Raw genomic sequence first — 16,990 nt, forward strand, 5'->3', positions numbered from 1 at the left:
TCCTTCTTCCTTGCATTTTCTCCTAATTTTTGCAAAAATAGAGGGGTAGAAAGAAGGTAGCATATGTCTAAATTACAACAAATCTTAACTTATCTTGAATCAGAAAAGCTAGACGTCGCTGTCGTATCTGACCCCGTCACAATTAATTACCTCACTGGCTTTTACAGTGATCCACACGAACGTCAAATGTTCCTCTTTGTCCTTGGAAACCAAGAACCGCTTCTCTTCGTTCCAGCACTTGAGGTTGAACGTGCGACTAGCACTGTCTCTTTCCCAGTAGTTGGCTACGTGGACTCTGAAAACCCTTGGAAGAAAATCCAAAATGCTCTTCCACAGCTTGATTTCAAACGTGTAGCAGTTGAGTTTGACAATCTCATCTTGACTAAATACCACGGTTTGAAAACTGTCTTTGAAAGTGCTGAGTTTGAGAACTTAACTCCATTGATCCAACGCATGCGCTTGATCAAATCAGCAGATGAAGTGCAAAAGATGATGGTTGCAGGTGTTTACGCAGACAAGTCTGTTAAAGTTGGTTTTGACAATATCTCTCTTGATAATACGGAAACTGATATCATTGCGCAAATCGACTTTGCTATGAAACGTGAAGGCTATGAAATGAGCTTTGATACTATGGTCTTGACAGGAGATAACGCTGCAAATCCGCATGGTATCCCTGGAGCTAACAAGATTGAAAACAATGCCCTTCTCCTCTTTGACCTCGGTGTGATGGTGAATGGTTATGCATCAGATATGACTCGTACAGTCGCTGTTGGTAAACCAGACCAATTCAAGAAAGATATTTACAACTTGACTCTTGAAGCCCAACAAGCTGCCCTTGACTTTATCAAACCTGGTGTGACAGCTCATGAAGTAGACCGTGCGGCTCGTGAAGTGATCGAAAAAGCTGGCTACGGTGAATACTTCAATCACCGTCTCGGTCATGGTATCGGTATGGATGTCCACGAATTCCCATCCATCATGGAAGGAAACGACATGGTAATCGAAGAAGGCATGTGCTTCTCAGTTGAGCCTGGTATCTACATCCCTGGTAAAGTCGGTGTTCGTATCGAGGACTGCGGTGTTGTTACCAAAGATGGTTTCGATCTGTTTACAAGTACTAGCAAAGATTTGCTTTATTTTGATTAACGGTATTGTTTTATGTTAAATGATTTCTTTAAATTTGTAGATAACGTTACTAATGAAACTTCTAAAGTTGTAAATGGTATCGCCAATGAAACTTCTAAAGTTGTAAACGGTATCGCTAATGAATCCTCAAAGGTTGTAAATGATATTGCTACTGAGACTTCAAAAGCCGTAAAAGTAGTTGTTGATGAAACTTCAAAAATAACTAGTAATACTGTCGATGGAGTTGTTAGTGTAGCCAATAATACTATAACAGGAATTTCTAATGTTATTAGTATCCCAGGTAAAGTTGTAAATTTTGTTGCTGAAATACACTCATGGCATAGTCAAGAGCGTCTTGAAGAGAAACAAGACGAGGAGCTTAGACAGTCTTTATCCATTCAATTTCCAGAATTCTTAAATCAAGAAGAGTTCAATAGAATAATTCACGAAGAAATCGATAAAATTAATCGATTTAAAAAAGTAGAAATTAACCAAGCTTTAATTAATTTTGAGGTGTATTCAAATAGTCGAATTTCAACTTGGTGTTTTACTTTAGATTATAATGATTATGGAATTTTAACAGGGAAAGTTATAATCTCCAGTGAGAATAGTGATTCAAGTATTCCTGAAAATGTTAGTTTACGAATTTCGGAGCGACTTACTGATATTTTAAAAAATCAGTATATCCTTCCACCTGATGATTATGACATTTTACTTGCAAAAGAAGCTTCTGAAGTAAAAGAGCTTTTTGAAAATATTGGATTTCATAATGTAACATTACTTGAAAAAAAATATGAAAAATTACCTTATTTTATTAAGAATTACAAAATACATAGTATTACAATAGGAAATTGCAAATATTTTGATAAAGATTCTTATTTTGATAGTAATTCATTAGTTACAATATCATATTTTATGCAAGATGAGTAACCTTTCCACACTTCATATCTCAAACATTTTAATTAATACTTATAAAAAGAAAGAAGGAAAAGCAGCACTTTTCCTTCTTTTTTACTCCCAAAACGTATCAAAGACTGTGATTGGTAGGTGGCGTTTGTGTTGGCCTTTGTACCACCATTTTTCAATGGTTGCTTGGGCTTCTGGGCTTACTTGCTTACCTTCCAGGTAGTCATCAATCTCTGCGTAGGTTACACCGAGTGCAACTTCATCTGCCAATCCTGGTTTCTCTTCTTCTAGATCAGCAATCGGTACTTTTTCATAGAGAGCAGGATCAGCTCCTAGCTCCTTCAATAGTTGTTTTCCTTGGCGTTTGTTAAGACGATAAAGAGGGAGAATATCTGCTCCGCCGTCACCAAACTTAGTAAAGAAACCTGTGATATTTTCGGCAGCATGGTCAGTACCAATAACAGCTCCACTATGAGCTCCTGCGAGTGCATATTGGGCAATCATCCGGCTTCTAGCCTTGATATTCCCTTTATTAAAGTCTGACATTAGACTACCAGTAGCCTCTACTGCCGCTGCCATTGCATCTACAGAATCCTTGATATTGACCACCAAACTCACATCTGGCTGGATAAAAGCTAGGGCTTTTTGGGCATCATCCTCATCTGCTTGAATTCCATAAGGCAGGCGAACTGCTATAAATTTATAAGAATCATCACCGGTTTCAGCTCGCATTTCTTCCATAGCTAGTTGGGCAAGGCGACCAGCTAAAGTCGAGTCTTGACCACCAGAAATTCCTAATACAAAACTTTTAAGGAAAGGATGTTTTTTAAGGTATTTTTTCAAAAAGTCAATGGAACGACGAATTTCTTCTTGAGCATCAATGACTGGTTTAACACCTAGTTGTTGGATAATGGTCTCTTGCAAACTCATTCTTCTTCTCCTTCGCCCAGAGCTTCTTTACGCATCTTATCAATCAAGTCCATCTTGTCTTGCCATACATCACGAGCCAAGTCCACAGGATAATGTTGTGGGTTAAGAACACGTTTGTATTCGTCCCAAAGCTTGTCAAATTCCTTGCGAGCATAGGCTTGGATTTCAGGCAGACTTGGTAAATCATAGACTAGCTTACCGTCCTTGAAGATGTTTACCAAGAGAGGAACGGCATCAAAATTACGGACAGTTTTCTTGATGTAAGTATAGGTCGGATGGAACATCTTAATCTCTGTCATACTAGTAACATCTACACCATCGTAAGTAATGTAGTCACCTTCAGACTTGCCTTTTTCACGGCTGGTGATACGCCAAACTTGTTTCTTACCTGGTGTTGACACCTTCTCTGCATTGTTTGAAAGTTTGATAGTATTGCGCATCTGACCATTTTCATCTTCAATGGCAACAACCTTATAAACTGCTCCTAGAGCTGGTTGGTCATAAGCTGTAATGAGCTTAGTCCCGACACCCCAGACATCAATCTTAGCTTTTTGCATTTTGAGGTTAAGGATAGTATTTTCATCAAGGTCATTGGATGCATAAATCTTAGCATCCGTAAATCCTGCCTCGTCCAGTTGTTGACGAACTTTTTTAGAAATATAGGCGATATCACCAGAGTCAATACGAACACCCTTAAAGTTAATCTTGTCACCTAATTCTCTTGCAACCTGAATGGCAGCAGGAACACCGATACGAAGAGTATCATAAGTATCAACAAGAAAGACACAATCACGGTGAGTTGAGGCATAAGCCTTGAAAGCTTGGTAATCATTGCCATAGACTTGAACCAAGGCATGAGCGTGAGTCCCTAAAACCGGAATTCCAAAGAGCTTACCAGCACGCACATTACTAGTTCCATTGGCACCACCAATGACGGCGGCACGAGTTCCCCAGATAGCTGCATCCATTTCTTGCGCACGACGTGTACCAAACTCCATCAAAGGTTCATCATCAATGACCGAGCGAATACGAGCTGCCTTGGTCGCAATCAAGGTTTGAAAGTTGACAATATTCAAGAGGGCTGTTTCAACCAATTGACACTGCGCCAAAGGGCCTTCCACTTGAACAATCGGTTCATTAGCAAATACTAAGTCCCCTTCTTGAGCAGAACGCACAGTTAATTCCAACTTGAGATTACGGAGATATTCCAGGAAGGCACCATGATAACCCAGTGATTCTAAATAAGCAATATCGCTATCAGAAAAGCGCAGGTTTTCTAAGTAGTTCACAATTCGTTCCAAACCTGCAAAAACAGCGTAGCCGTTTTTAAAAGGTTGTTGGCGGAAATAAACTTCAAAAACCGCTTTCTTGTTATGAATTCCTTGGTTGAAGTAAACCTGCATCATGTTAATCTGATACAAATCTGTGTGCAATGTTAAACTGTCATCTTGGTACATATACTGTCCTTCTTCCTTATTTGTAAAAAGATGAAAATGCTTCTTCTTTTCTCATAAATTAGTACTATTATAACACATTTTACCAAGATGGATAAAAAGCTAACAAGCTATTCCATACTCTCAAGTTCATCCATATCTTTCTCAAACTTTTTCTGAGCCCATTCACCATAACTCTTTAAACCTAGGTTTCCAAGAAAGACCCAAGGAAGATAAAAGAGATAGGTAAAGCACCAAGCAAAAAGGTATTTGAAGTTTAATGGATTGTGCTGATAAATCTCTATATTGAACTGGTAGTTTTGCAACATTATAATAGTTGTGATTAGTAGTGTCATTAATAGACATCCCAAAATCGTAAAATGAAAACGACTATAGTAGGTCGCACCGAGGTTTCTCGCCCGGTTGAAGAAGTAAAAAAGTCCAATAATGTTAATGCTGAGAACCATAGTCGGATTAAAAAGACTTGGTGCTAATATAGCAATCATATAAGATAAAAGCAAGAAAACGATAGTGATATGGAAACTTTCTGCTCCTGCTTTATTCATCAGTTGTTCTTCTCTTTCATCCAATAATTGATAATAAAAAAATTTATTTTTCATCTTCTTCCTCCCAAAATAATTGATCCAGGGTTTTCCCTAAGCACCTACAAATGGATTGGCAAAGTGAAAGCGAAGGATTGTACTTGCCAGCTTCTATCAAGCCGATAGTCTGCCTAGTGACACCCACAGCTTCTGCCAAATCACCTTGTGTCATGTCAAGCTCCACTCGAGCTAACTTTAATTTTAAATTCTTAACCACTTGTTACCTCCTCCTTAATTTTAAAAGTCGCGCTTCTTTTTCAACTTTATTATATCATATATTTTACATAATGCAATATATATCTGTCATTTTGTGAGATTTTTTTTACAAAAAAACTCTACCACTTACATGATAGAGAGTTCTATGTTTACAAATCTTTTTGATAATAGTGCCTTTGTCCAGTGTAGGGATAATCTTTTAAGATAAAGACTTCCTTGTAGCCCTGCTTTTGATAAAAGGCTGGTGCTTGAAACTGATAGGTATTCACAAAAGCAAAGCGACAGTTTCTCATTTTAGCTTCACTTTCTGCTTGGTGCAATAGTTGGGAGCCGATTCCTTGTCCTCGCAAGTCCTCCTTCACAAACAAATACTCAATTTCTAACCAATTCCCGAAAGTCTCTGCTACTAAACCAGCCATGATTTCACCATGTTCATCTTCGACATAAAGGTTTAGTGGCTCACTTTCAGCAACTTCTCTTTTGGAACGATTATAGGAGCGAATCAAGTCTCCTATAATTTGCGATTTCTGAGACTCTGTATTTTCCAATCTTACCTGCATCCAAACCTCCTCGAAGATACTTATAGCTTGATTATAGTCTTATTACCAAGAGCTGTCAAACTAGAAAGCTCATCAACCTGAGTTGATGAGCTTATAACTTATTTTCTAAATTTCCATTGGCTATAAATACCAAAAGCAACAATCCAGATAGCTGAACCTCTGGCTCCCATTACAGTTGATTCTTGTAAGAAGAGAATTCCAAATACAAAGATAAAGAAGAGCATAGTCAGAGGATTTAGCAAGCGATATTGGGGCATGAGATAGCCATCTGCCATAAAGTCTTTTGACTTGCGATACTTAAGATGGGCCACCATGATTAAGATGTAGATGGCGATATAAACACCTGATGAAGAAGCCGTAATCAAAGCAAAGGCATCTGATACGCCAGGAAGTACATTGATGAAGGCTGCAAGACCAATCAATACCGCAGAAGCAATGATAGCATTCTGAGGAACGTTGTGGCGTGAAAGTGTATCTGCCTTAATAGCTTTCAAGAAACGATTTGGTGAATCATGGGCAATTTGATACAAGTGTCGACCTGTAGAATATAGGGTTGAATTCAAGGCTGATGCAGCTGATGTCAAGACAACGAAGTTAATCAAGGCTGCTGCCCACTTAAGACCAACAAGTTCAAATACCGTTACAAATGGTGAATCCGTCGCAGAAAGCTCACGCCAAGGAATAATAGACATGATTGCAAGCAAAGCCCCACCGTAGAAGAAGATAATTCGCAAAGGAATTTCCTTAACCGCCTTGGGCAATACTTTCCGAGGATCCTTAGTTTCAGATGTGGTTACACCGATAAATTCAATCATCAAGTAAGCAAAGAAAACCATTTGAAAGGCCATGACAAAGTTCATTCCTCCATTTGGGAAAAGGGAGAATTGCTCACTAATGTTGGTGAGACTTGCTGATCCATAAGGAGTTTCAAAGCCGGTCAAGACCATAAAAATACCCGTCGCAATCATGGCAAGAATAGCAACGATTTTAATCATGGCAAACCAAAATTCCACTTCACCAAATATTTTAACTGCAATCAGATTAACCAATCCTAAAATTGTTAAAAAGACAACCTGAATCAACCAAGACGGCCAAGACGGAAACCAAAACTGAACATAGTGAGCGATTGCTGTAATCTCAGCCATACCAATAAAGACTACTGATAACCAATAAGACCAAACCGAGAAATATCCCCAGCCCTTTCCAAGATAGCGAGTAATAAAATTGATAAAGGTGTGTTGCTCTGGGTCCTGGTACAACATTTCTCCGATAGCACGCATCATGAGATACATGAAGCCACCCGTAATCATATAGACCAAGACAATCGAAGGTCCAGTTAAACTGATAGACCGACCAGCCCCAAGAAATAATCCCGTACCAATCGTTCCTGCAATGGCCATAACCTGAACATGGCGATTGGTTAGGCCACGTTCCATTTTACTTTTCTTTTTGTGCTTTTTTTCTGAATTCATCTAGTCTCCTTAAGTTTTTAAAAAATAAGAAAAGGAGTGATAGAAGACGCTTTCCCTAAATCCACTCCTTCTTTTTATCCTATTAAGCGGTTTTTTCAACCTTTAAGATTTTAACATCATAGCTTCCAGCAGGTGTTTCGATTGTAACAACATCACCTTTTTTCTTACCAATCAATGCTTGACCAATTGGGCTTTCATTTGACACTTTTCCTGCAAAAGCATCTGCTCCAGCTGAACCAACGATAATGTATACTTCCTTTTCGTCTTCTCCAACTTCTTGGATTGTTACAGTTTTTCCGATAGCAACTTCATTTTTTGCAACGGCATCGCTGTTAACGATTTCTGCGTAACGAATCTTAGTTTCTAGACTTGAGATTTGTCCCTCAACGAAGGCTTGCTCATCCTTAGCTGCTTCATACTCACTGTTCTCTGACAAATCACCATATGAACGAGCAATCTTGATACGTTCTACAACTTCTGGACGACGTACTAGTTTCAATTCTTCTAATTCTTTTTCGAGTTTTTCCTTTTCTTCCAAGGTCATTGGATATGTTTTTTCTACCATTTTTCTCAACTTTCTTTTGATTTAATTAATAAATATATGCTTTAAAGCAAAATTATGTGGAAAACCACATAATTTAGTTTGTGCTATTTGATTGAGGTAATTTACTATTGATATGTTCTTGAACGTTACGATCATGTTCTTCTAGTGTTGTTGCATAGTAAACTTTACCATCTTGAACATTGGCTACAAAATAAAGATATTCACTCTTTGTCTGATTGATACTTGATTCGATAGCATCCAAGCTTGGGCTATCAACTGGACCAGGCATTAGACCTACTTTTGTGTAGACATTGTATGGTGAATTAATAGATGTATCAATGGCTGCATCATCAGAGAGACTGATGTTTTGACCAAGTTTGCCTTCTGCGTAAAGGATAGCAATATTACTTTGAAGTGGCATACCGAGGTTTAAGCGGTTATAGAAGATTCCTGCAATCAGCTTACGATCTTCTGTTTTTGCTCCTTCTTTCTCAACAAGTGATGCAATTGTTAAGAGCTCATTTACGGTCAAATTCTTTTCTTTGATAGCAGCATAGTGTGAAGAAAGGTTCTTATCCATAGCTGCAAGCATTGAATCAATTAAACTTTCAACAGTTGTACTTTCTTTGATCGTATAAGTCGCAGGGAAAAGATAACCTTCTAAACGGTAACGAACACCACTATCTTTTGCTGGCAAGCTTTCAAGCAAGTTTGGATATTTGGCAACCTCTTGAGCAATAAAGGTCTCATCTTGGGCCTTAGCCAAGAATGCTTCCGCTGTCAAAGGTTCCTTAAAGTCACCTTGAAGTTGGCCAACAGTTTGAGCAATTTGTTCCAAAGTATAGCCTTCAGGAATAGTCAAGTCTGCAAGAGCAACTTCCTGAGGTTCAGGTGTACCACCCTTTTGCAACTCTTTAATGACATCTTCAACACTCATACTCTTTTGCAAGTTATAATAACCAGACTTCAATCCAGTGTAGTTTTTATACTTGGCATAAAGTGTAAAGACCAAACCGTTCTTAATAACACCAGATTTTTCCAAAACTGAGCCAATTTCTTGAGTATTAGCACCATCTGGAATCTGAACTGACATATATTGTTTAGAACTTGGATCTACTGGTTGTAGAGCTGATTCAGCATAGCGTAGGCCAAAGAATCCACCAGCACCAATTAGAATCAATAATACCAAAACTGTTACTAAAAATCCTTTTAAGCGGGATTTCTTCTTTTTCTTGGCTGGTTTCACAGTCTCTCTCCGACTTCTTCTAGGAAGGTCTGCATCTTCAGTAGCTTCTTGACTTGTCAATTCTTCCTTGTGTGACGCAAGGTTTACTGTTTCTTTTTCTGGAACAGTATCAAATGCACGATAAGAAACTGAAACTCTAGTTGGAATTGAATCATTTTCTTCTTTTTCCGGAATTGATTGAGATGACTCAACTACTTCTTCTTGTACTGCTTCTGAAATTTCTTCTTGTACTTCCTCTGCAGCTTCTTCTGGAACTTCTTCTACAAGAACAGGACGCTCAGGAACAGTTGGGGCATTATCAATCAATTGATCAACAGCTGCAACTGATTTTGCAATCAACTCCTCTTCCGAAATACTTGGTTCCTTTTTTTCTGAAGTTGCTTCAGAAGATTTTGCTAAAGTTGAAAAAAGGTCATCCGTTTGTTCAACTTCATTTGCCTCTTTTTTTAGTCGTTCTAAATCTCGCAAAATTTGCTCTTTAAAACTCAACTTTTCTTCATTTGAATTTTCGCTCAAAGGTATTTACCTCCTTGTTGATAATCCTTAATATTATATCTTAAAAACTAAAGAAAAGCAACCTTAGAAGCCTTTCTACTCACTAATTCTTGTTTTCCCAGACCATATCATACCATTCTTCTCCCGCAAATTGGGACTTAGACTTTCCTTCATTGACAAAACCATGCTTCTCATAGTATTCAATAAGGTAGTCATGACAGGTCAGATTGATTCCCTCTCGTTCATGCTTGAGAGCCACTTCTTTCAATGCGGTCAGGAGTTTCTTCCCTAGCCCTAGAGATTGAGCTTTTTTTGCTATCGAAAGACAAGTCACAGATATATAACCACCTTCCTTATGACTGTGGTCTTGTATTTCTTCAGTGAAAGACTGGTCTTGTAAATAACGATGAGGGATTACCGGACCTTCGATATAACCAAGTATCTCTCCCTCTTTTTCAGCCACAAGGAAACTAGTTTTTATCTCTTTTAAGTGTGCTTCAAAGACAGATCGAGGTATGGCTTCTTCAATTGAAAAATTCTCTAATTCAATCTCTAAAATACGGTCTAAATCACTCAGTCTAGCTTGTCGAATAATCATAGTTCCTCCTGATAAAAGGGATTCTTCCAGCTCATGAGAAAATTAACTTCATTTCCGACTCCCAGATCTGCTATTCCTTGCTCTATAAATTCATTCATCTCAAAATAAGACAGGAATTCATCTTTACAGAGCAGATAAATACCTGGACTATTTTTCTGAAGAGCAACTTGTTTCATGGCTGCGAGCAACAAGGTTCCAAATCCTTGCCCTTGATAATTCGGATGAACAGATAAAGCATCAATAACAAGATTTTCATTACTAATAGCTTCTACATCTGCCATCTCTGCTATCCATCTACTTACTGAGGACGTAGCAAAATCTGTCACTAAAATATAAGCAATCACCTGATCATCCAAACTAGCTAAGAGAAACGTATCCGCAAAATTACGGATACGTTCTTCTATTATTTCTCTCTTAAATGTTTCTTGGAAGTTTTGAGTACTCTCCTGCATCAAGCAAACCTGCTCGATATCAGATTGCTGAACTTCCCTTATTTTAATTGGAAATTCCATGGTGTTCCTTACTGAACATTACTTGTCAAATTAGACAAGAGACGTTCGAATGAGTATTCATATGATTGAATGTCACCTGCTCCCATAAAGACGTATACAGCATTATCATGGTCTAAGAGCGGAGACACATTTTCAACAGTGATAACTTGATGTTTTTTATCAATCTTAGCTGCTAAATCCTCAACCTTAACATCACCATGGTCAACTTCACGAGCAGATCCATAGATTTGTGCTAGGTAAACTGCATCAGCCTGATTCAAGGCTTGTGCAAAATCATCCAACAAAGCAATTGTACGAGTAAAAGTATGCGGTTGGAAAATAGCAACGATTTCCTTGCTTGGGTATTTTTGACGTGCAGCATCTAGAGTTGCAATGATTTCAGTTGGGTGATGCGCAAAATCATCGATAATGACTGTATCGTTAACAATCTTTTCTGTAAAGCGACGCTTAACACCTCCAAAAGTATTCAAGTGTTCACGCACTAAATTCAAGTCAAATCCAGCAGTATAAAGCAAACCAATTACTGCTGTTGCATTCATGATGTTGTGGCGACCAAAAGTTGGAATGTGGAATTGACCCAATTCTTGACCACGGAAGTGAACTGTAAAGGTTGAACCTGTAGTAGAACGAAGTAAATCACTAGCTACAAAGTCATTGTTGTCTGCTTCAAAACCATAATAATAGATTGGAGCATTTGCCGTAATCTTACGCAACTCAGCATCTTCACCGTAGACAAACAAACCTTTGGTGATTTGTTTAGCATAATCATTGAAGGCATTGAAGACATCCTCTAAGCTTGTGAAATAGTCAGGATGGTCAAAGTCGATATTAGTAATAATAGAGTATTCTGGGTGATATGGCATGAAATGACGTTCGTACTCGTCTGATTCGAAGACAAAATACTTGGCATTTTCAGAACCACGACCTGTACCATCTCCAATTAGATAGCTAGTATCAGTGATGTGGGACAAAACGTGAGAAAGCATACCTGTTGTTGAAGTCTTACCGTGTGCTCCGGCAACACCCATGCTGATAAAGTCACGCATAAAGCTACCAAGAAACTCATGATAACGTTTATAGCTTAGCCCATTCTTGTCTGCATAGGCAATTTCAACATTGTTGTCTGGACGAAAGGCATTCCCAGCTATGATTTCTAAATCCCCTTGAAGATTTTTCTCATCGAAAGGTAAAATTTTAATCCCTGCTTGCTCTAGCCCACGTTGTGTAAAGTAATATTTTTCCACATCAGATCCTTGGACCTTGTGCCCCATTTGGTGCAACATCAAAGCCAAGGCACTCATTCCTGATCCTTTAATTCCGATAAAATGATAGGTTTTTGCCATCTTTTTCCCCTTTACTCTGTCATATTTGTCAAGTTCAACTCTTGAGCAATTTTACGTTCTTTTTCTGATTGATTTTCTTTTTTGTTATAAATTTGGCTTTTCTTTAAAAAATCATAATTATTTTTCTTTGGTCCAAGATGCTCTTCTTTGCTTGTCTGTTGCATCTGAGGAGCCATTTCAGCCAAAATATAATGGTTCTGAGTTAGTTTGTCACTAAATTTTGCTAGCTCCCCAGGATTTTCCTTTTGGAAAGGAGCTGTTGGCTGATTTGCCTGTCTTACTACATTATTTGAAGGTTTATAACGTTTCGTAAAACTAACATCTTGAGTCAAATATTTTGCTGAACGTTTCCGTTTTAGATCGGCTCTTGCTTCTTCACGAGCAAGTTCAGCATAGGATTTTTCCTTCTTTTCAGGTAGCTTATCTGATGCTTGAACCAGTGGCTTTTTTTCGGTAGTAATTGGTGACCATTCCAAGTAGTTTTTGTCCTGGTAATCTCCCTTGATATTACTAATGAGATCCGACTCATCATATAAATCCATAAATGGCATCTCTGTCAGCATAATCTCATCATCTGACACTATTGGAAATCGTACTTGTTTCATTTTTATTCCCTTTCAATACTCCATTATAACGTAAAGTCTTGATTTTTCAAGTCTTGGCTTCAGAAATTCCTAATATTTCTTGAATTTCAGTAAGTGTGAGACTTCCACGAGACTCTGTTCCATCCAATACTTCTGAGACCAGATTCTTTTTCTCTTCCTGCAACTCTTGAATCTTCTCCTCGATTGTACCTCTAGTTACCAGACGATACACCTCAACGGCTTGCTCTTGTCCCATACGGTGGGCCCGGCCAATAGCCTGCGATTCAACTGCCGGATTCCACCATAAGTCTACCAGAATAACTGTATCCGCACCAGTAAGATTGAGACCAACTCCACCAGCTTTTAGAGAAATCAAAAACACATCGCGCTCACCTTGGTTAAAAGCCTTGGTCATTTCTTGACGCTCCTGTGATGGTGTGGAGCCAGTAATCTTAAAGGAAGTTAAGCCAAGCTGAGGCAACTCCTTTTCGATGCGATCAAGCATTCCCCTAAATTGAGAGAAGATGAGTACACGATGATTTCCCTCAGCAATTTGACTTAGCAGATCTCGTAAACTATCAAGCTTCCCGCTATCTCCCTTATAATCCTCCATAAATAGAGCTGGAGTATCACAAATCTGGCGAAGACGCATGAGTCCTGTTAAAATTTCAACTCGATTTCGTTGAAATTCAGCATCGGTCACTTGTCCCAAGCGCTCTTGCATCTGTTGAAGTTGAGCTAGATAGATAGCTTTTTGCTGGTCCTCCAGTTCATTTTTATAAACGACTTCTATCAGATCAGGTAACTCTGTAAGAACATCCTCTTTTTTTCGACGCATGACAAATGGTTTGATAAACTGTGCCACTCTCTCAGCGGGCAATTTCATAAAGTCTTTTTTTGCCGGCAAAAGTCCTGGCAATACAATCTGAAAGATAGACCATAATTCCCCTAGATTATTTTCAATTGGTGTTCCGGAAAGAGCAAAAACTGATGGAACCACAAACTTTCTCAAAATCTTAGCAATTTTGGTTTGGGCATTTTTCATCACTTGTGCTTCATCTAGAAATAGAAAATCAAAAGATAAATTTCGATAGATTTCACTATCCTGACGGAAAGTGGCATAACTGGTCACATAGACCTGATGTTTTTCTGCTAAAATAGTCTCGCGATAAGGTTTCAATCCATGTACGACAGCCACATCCAAATTTGGTGCAAATTTTTTAAATTCATCAGCCCAATTATAGATGAGACCAGATGGAGCAAGAATCAAGACACGGCTATTCTCCTGAAGTTGGCTACTTAAAAAGGCGATGGCTTGTAAGGTTTTTCCAAGACCCATATCATCAGCTAAAATTCCACCAAATCCATAATGGTCTAACATCTGAAGCCATTGAATCCCTTTTTTCTGATAATCCCTGAGTTGGGCTCGAATATCTAGAGACTTCATCGGAAAATCCTCTGGATGCGTTAAATGATGCGCCAAATGACGAAATTCATCAGTAAAAGTAACTTGGTCCTGGTCCTTAAACAGATGAGATAAGGTATAAGCCAAAGACTTGCGAGCCTGGAAAGCAGTACTCTCTATCTCATCAATTCCTAATTCCTCTAAATCTTGTCGAATACGTTTTGTCTGTTCATCAAAATAATAGACCTGATCAGACGAGCTAATATAATAGTCCTGCTTGGCAACGAGAGCTTTCATTGCTCGATTGATTTCTTCTTGATCAATATCCTGGAAATCAAATTGAATTTCTAAAAGACTTCCCTTGGATGATATCTGAACTTGAGGTTTTTGAATTTGATAAAGATCTTGCATGCTCTCTGAAATCTTTAATTCTCCAAGTGCTGCAAAGGCTGGTAAAACTTCCTGAAAGAAAGCATGGACAGCTTCTGCTTTCAAACTTTGACGCCACGAACGAAAATCCGCTTCAAACCCAGCAGATAAGGCCAACTGAAAAATCTGTTTTTCCAATTGAATGTCACTAGCAAAAGGGAGGTTCTCTAGTTCATTACGATTGGTTACTAGGCAAGTTTCATATTGAAATTGCATATCTAATCGAATAGAACCATCCTCTTCACGATCCATGTAAAAAGACGGACGGAAGGATTGGATTTGTAGTGAATCAGGAGCCTCTACTTTTCCTAAGCATTTAAACTGTGACAAGGTCGAAGCTAAAAGATCTCGATCACGAGTATCAAACTGTAAGATTTTTTTGCCACCATTGTCTAAAGGAACTTTTCTAAGCGCATCTAATAAACTAGCCTGTTTTTTCGTCATCAGGAAAAAATTCCCTTTTGAGAATAGTACTTGTCCCCTATAAAAGAAATTGATCCCTGCCTGTTCGAAAATTTCCATCTCATAATAGGTGGATTTTTCTTCAATCTCAAAAGAAAACAAGCCTGCTTGGCCATCAAAATCTTGGAAAAGGAGTTCATGATAATTTGAAATCTGATGATCAAATTGAAACACATCTAAGCCCATTAAGAGACAAACCCCTTGCTCAAAAAAAGTCTTAGGGAAATAGAGGTGTCGTCCTTGATTTGGGAAAAAAATAGTGTACTCAATCTTCTCCTCAACCAAACCTAGTAAGAAATTCAAGACTTCCTGGCTGTCTTTATCAAAGTACTCAAATCTTAAAGAAGACTCGTAATGTTTTCCTATCATGTAAGGTTTGCAAGCCTCTATAACTTTTAAGAAAAGAGGGATATCCCTAATCATATAAAATTTGTCTTGCTGAGCAAGACCAATTCTTAAAGTCCAGATAATGCGATTGGTTCCTGCTTCCACCTGCCCTTGAGCAGAAAGCTGATATTTGTCAGTCTGACGCGGAACTTGGATAGACTTCAAGAATTCTCCTCCGAAAGTCACCTGTGTCTCAACAGTCTCCTTCTCTTCCTGATTAGCCTCCAGATTGAGTAAGATTTCCTGTCCTAGCTGGTCATTTTTCAAGTAATATTCTAGAGCTGCTAAATGAACACAGTAACCTCTTTTTTTGAAAAAATCACATGCACAAAAAATCAAGTCATCGTCTAAACTATAACGAATTTCTTCTTCCGCTACACGCGCATAGATGCGATGGTCTTGTTCTTTAATGATTTCAATCTGACCAGTTTCATAGAGTTCCACTCCCTCCATTCGAAGCTTTCCTGGAATCAATTTAGCCATAATTTCCCCTTTACTTTATCTCTTAATTATACCATATTTTCGCCTATGAAAATAGCCTTCTAGGAAGACTTTTCTCCTAAAAGGCTAGTTTTTAAAGATTTGAAAAAGTGGCAATGATTCGTTGGCAAACTTCTTCCAAAATAGATGTTGGCATGGCTACATTGAGACGAGCGTGGAGGGCTCCTTCTTCACCAAAGTCCAAGCCTCTGTTCAGGATAACTTTGGCTTCGTCTCTTAAAAGCTTTCTTAACTCTTCATCGCTAATATCATAGGCTGAAAAATCAAGCCAAATGAGATAGGTCCCTTGAGGTTTCATGACCTTGATTTTAGTTTCTTTGCCAAATACATCCACTACATAATTGATGTGTTTCTCAATCAGTTCTTTGAGTTCTGTCAACCAATCTTCACCATATCGATAGGCAGCTTCTGTTGCCAAATATCCCAAACCTGAGATTTCATGTTGATTATTAGCCAGTTGGCGTTTTTGGAAAGCAAGTCTCAACTTAGGATTTTCGATAATAGCGTAAGAATTTTTCGTCCCAGCAATGTTGAAGGTCTTGGTAGCACTACTTAAAATCAGTGAAAATTCTTTAAAATCTTCATTTACCGTGTTGAATGACTGGTGCTTGTTTCCAAATAGAGCTAAATCTTGGTGAATCTCATCAGATACTAGCAAAACTCCATGTTTTTGACACAGTTGTCCAATCTTCTCTAAGACTTCCTTTTCCCAAACGCGTCCACCAGGATTATGAGGATTGCAGAGAACGTAGAGTTTCACATCTTCTTCGACAAAGTCTTTCTCCAATTGATCAAAGTCAATCTCAAAAAGTCCGTCTTTTTCTACTAGAGAGTTGGTGATTAGTCTACGATTATTGAGCTTAATGCTTCGAGCAAAAGGAGGATAAACCGGTGTGTTAATCAGAACTGCTTGGCCTTCTTTGGTAAAGGATTGAATGGCTGTTGAAATAGCTGGAACTACCCCTTCGATAAAGACTAGAGCATCCTTTTCAAAGCGATAACTATGGTGTTTTTCCTCCCAGTTTTGAACGGCTACAATCAATCCATCACTAGCATAGGTATAACCATAGACTAATTGCTCAGCATAGTCATGGACAGTCTGACGAATCTCAGGTAAGACTTCAAAGTCCATATCAGCAATCCAGGCTGGCAATACTTGACGGTCAGTCTCTGCTTCTTTCCATTTGTAGGTATGATGTCCAAAACGATTGGGTAAAGTCGTAAAATCATATTTTCCCAT

16 protein-coding genes are annotated in these 16,990 nt (G+C 38.4%); 2 read left to right on the forward strand and 14 right to left on the reverse strand.

From position 1 onward, the window contains the following. The first annotated feature begins 63 nt into the window (after positions 1-63). Complete coding sequence (locus tag KBU52_RS03730) at positions 64-1,146, forward strand: Xaa-Pro peptidase family protein (RefSeq protein WP_254724370.1); 1,083 nt, start codon at positions 64-66, stop codon at positions 1,144-1,146. 12 nt (positions 1,147-1,158) lie between these two features. Next, positions 1,159-2,055, forward strand: coding sequence for a hypothetical protein (locus tag KBU52_RS03735; protein WP_254724371.1), 897 nt, complete (start codon positions 1,159-1,161; stop codon positions 2,053-2,055). A gap of 81 nt (positions 2,056-2,136) precedes the next feature. On the opposite strand, the gene nadE is transcribed toward KBU52_RS03735, so the two are convergent. The 14 genes from nadE to KBU52_RS03805 form a co-directional block, all read right to left on the reverse strand. Continuing rightward, positions 2,137-2,961, reverse strand: a complete 825-nt coding sequence (gene nadE, locus KBU52_RS03740; RefSeq protein ID WP_254724372.1) for an ammonia-dependent NAD(+) synthetase — start codon at positions 2,959-2,961, stop codon at positions 2,137-2,139. After that, a complete protein-coding gene (locus KBU52_RS03745) occupies positions 2,958-4,418 on the reverse strand; it encodes a nicotinate phosphoribosyltransferase (RefSeq protein WP_254724373.1) in 1,461 nt (486 codons plus the stop codon). Before KBU52_RS03745 ends, nadE begins: the two co-directional genes overlap by 4 nt. Before the next feature lie 107 nt (positions 4,419-4,525). Continuing rightward, positions 4,526-5,014, reverse strand: coding sequence for a DUF6773 family protein (locus KBU52_RS03750; RefSeq protein WP_006148151.1), 489 nt, complete (start codon positions 5,012-5,014; stop codon positions 4,526-4,528). Beyond that, the gene (locus KBU52_RS03755; RefSeq protein WP_006151491.1) at positions 5,004-5,213 is read right to left on the reverse strand and encodes a helix-turn-helix transcriptional regulator; all 210 of its coding nucleotides are present in this window, start codon (positions 5,211-5,213) and stop codon (positions 5,004-5,006) included. The genes KBU52_RS03750 and KBU52_RS03755 overlap by 11 nt, the downstream gene beginning before the upstream one ends. A 148-nt stretch (positions 5,214-5,361) precedes the next feature. Continuing rightward, a complete protein-coding gene (locus KBU52_RS03760) occupies positions 5,362-5,772 on the reverse strand; it encodes a GNAT family N-acetyltransferase (protein WP_254724374.1) in 411 nt (136 codons plus the stop codon). 98 nt (positions 5,773-5,870) lie between these two features. Continuing rightward, positions 5,871-7,244, reverse strand: coding sequence for an amino acid permease (locus KBU52_RS03765; protein WP_052063247.1), 1,374 nt, complete (start codon positions 7,242-7,244; stop codon positions 5,871-5,873). An 82-nt stretch (positions 7,245-7,326) separates the two neighbouring features. Next, a complete protein-coding gene (gene greA / locus KBU52_RS03770; RefSeq protein ID WP_006148148.1) occupies positions 7,327-7,809 on the reverse strand; it encodes a transcription elongation factor GreA in 483 nt (160 codons plus the stop codon). 73 nt (positions 7,810-7,882) lie between these two features. Then, entirely contained in the window at positions 7,883-9,550 is a 1,668-nt protein-coding gene (gene mltG, locus KBU52_RS03775; protein ID WP_254724375.1) for an endolytic transglycosylase MltG, read from the reverse strand. Between the two features lie 82 nt (positions 9,551-9,632). Then, the gene (locus KBU52_RS03780; protein ID WP_254724376.1) at positions 9,633-10,127 is read right to left on the reverse strand and encodes a GNAT family N-acetyltransferase; all 495 of its coding nucleotides are present in this window, start codon (positions 10,125-10,127) and stop codon (positions 9,633-9,635) included. Beyond that, positions 10,124-10,639, reverse strand: coding sequence for a GNAT family N-acetyltransferase (locus KBU52_RS03785; RefSeq protein ID WP_254724377.1), 516 nt, complete (start codon positions 10,637-10,639; stop codon positions 10,124-10,126). Before KBU52_RS03785 ends, KBU52_RS03780 begins: the two co-directional genes overlap by 4 nt. A gap of 8 nt (positions 10,640-10,647) precedes the next feature. Next, a complete protein-coding gene (murC, locus tag KBU52_RS03790) occupies positions 10,648-11,982 on the reverse strand; it encodes a UDP-N-acetylmuramate--L-alanine ligase (RefSeq protein WP_004252402.1) in 1,335 nt (444 codons plus the stop codon). Between the two features lie 11 nt (positions 11,983-11,993). Further along, a complete protein-coding gene (locus tag KBU52_RS03795) occupies positions 11,994-12,587 on the reverse strand; it encodes a hypothetical protein (protein WP_006151855.1) in 594 nt (197 codons plus the stop codon). 46 nt (positions 12,588-12,633) lie between these two features. Next, a complete protein-coding gene (locus KBU52_RS03800) occupies positions 12,634-15,732 on the reverse strand; it encodes a DEAD/DEAH box helicase (RefSeq protein ID WP_254724378.1) in 3,099 nt (1,032 codons plus the stop codon). A gap of 91 nt (positions 15,733-15,823) precedes the next feature. Beyond that, entirely contained in the window at positions 15,824-16,990 is a 1,167-nt protein-coding gene (locus KBU52_RS03805) for a MalY/PatB family protein (protein ID WP_254724379.1), read from the reverse strand.

It is taken from the genome of Streptococcus sp. 9.1(2021) (genome assembly GCF_030466425.1).
GTDB lineage: Bacteria > Bacillota > Bacilli > Lactobacillales > Streptococcaceae > Streptococcus > Streptococcus wuxiensis.

Coding starts and splice junctions, on each gene's coding strand:
- KBU52_RS03730 (WP_254724370.1), top strand. CDS start 64: ATGTCTAAATTACAACAAATCTTAACTTATCTTGAATCAGAAAAGCTA.
- KBU52_RS03735 (WP_254724371.1), top strand. CDS start 1,159: ATGTTAAATGATTTCTTTAAATTTGTAGATAACGTTACTAATGAAACT.
- nadE (WP_254724372.1), bottom strand. CDS start 2,961: ATGAGTTTGCAAGAGACCATTATCCAACAACTAGGTGTTAAACCAGTC.
- KBU52_RS03745 (WP_254724373.1), bottom strand. CDS start 4,418: ATGTACCAAGATGACAGTTTAACATTGCACACAGATTTGTATCAGATT.
- KBU52_RS03750 (WP_006148151.1), bottom strand. CDS start 5,014: ATGAAAAATAAATTTTTTTATTATCAATTATTGGATGAAAGAGAAGAA.
- KBU52_RS03760 (WP_254724374.1), bottom strand. CDS start 5,772: ATGCAGGTAAGATTGGAAAATACAGAGTCTCAGAAATCGCAAATTATA.
- KBU52_RS03765 (WP_052063247.1), bottom strand. CDS start 7,244: ATGAATTCAGAAAAAAAGCACAAAAAGAAAAGTAAAATGGAACGTGGC.
- greA (WP_006148148.1), bottom strand. CDS start 7,809: ATGGTAGAAAAAACATATCCAATGACCTTGGAAGAAAAGGAAAAACTC.
- KBU52_RS03780 (WP_254724376.1), bottom strand. CDS start 10,127: ATGATTATTCGACAAGCTAGACTGAGTGATTTAGACCGTATTTTAGAG.
- KBU52_RS03785 (WP_254724377.1), bottom strand. CDS start 10,639: ATGGAATTTCCAATTAAAATAAGGGAAGTTCAGCAATCTGATATCGAG.
- murC (WP_004252402.1), bottom strand. CDS start 11,982: ATGGCAAAAACCTATCATTTTATCGGAATTAAAGGATCAGGAATGAGT.
- KBU52_RS03795 (WP_006151855.1), bottom strand. CDS start 12,587: ATGAAACAAGTACGATTTCCAATAGTGTCAGATGATGAGATTATGCTG.
- KBU52_RS03800 (WP_254724378.1), bottom strand. CDS start 15,732: ATGGCTAAATTGATTCCAGGAAAGCTTCGAATGGAGGGAGTGGAACTC.
- KBU52_RS03805 (WP_254724379.1), bottom strand. CDS start 16,990: ATGGGAAAATATGATTTTACGACTTTACCCAATCGTTTTGGACATCAT.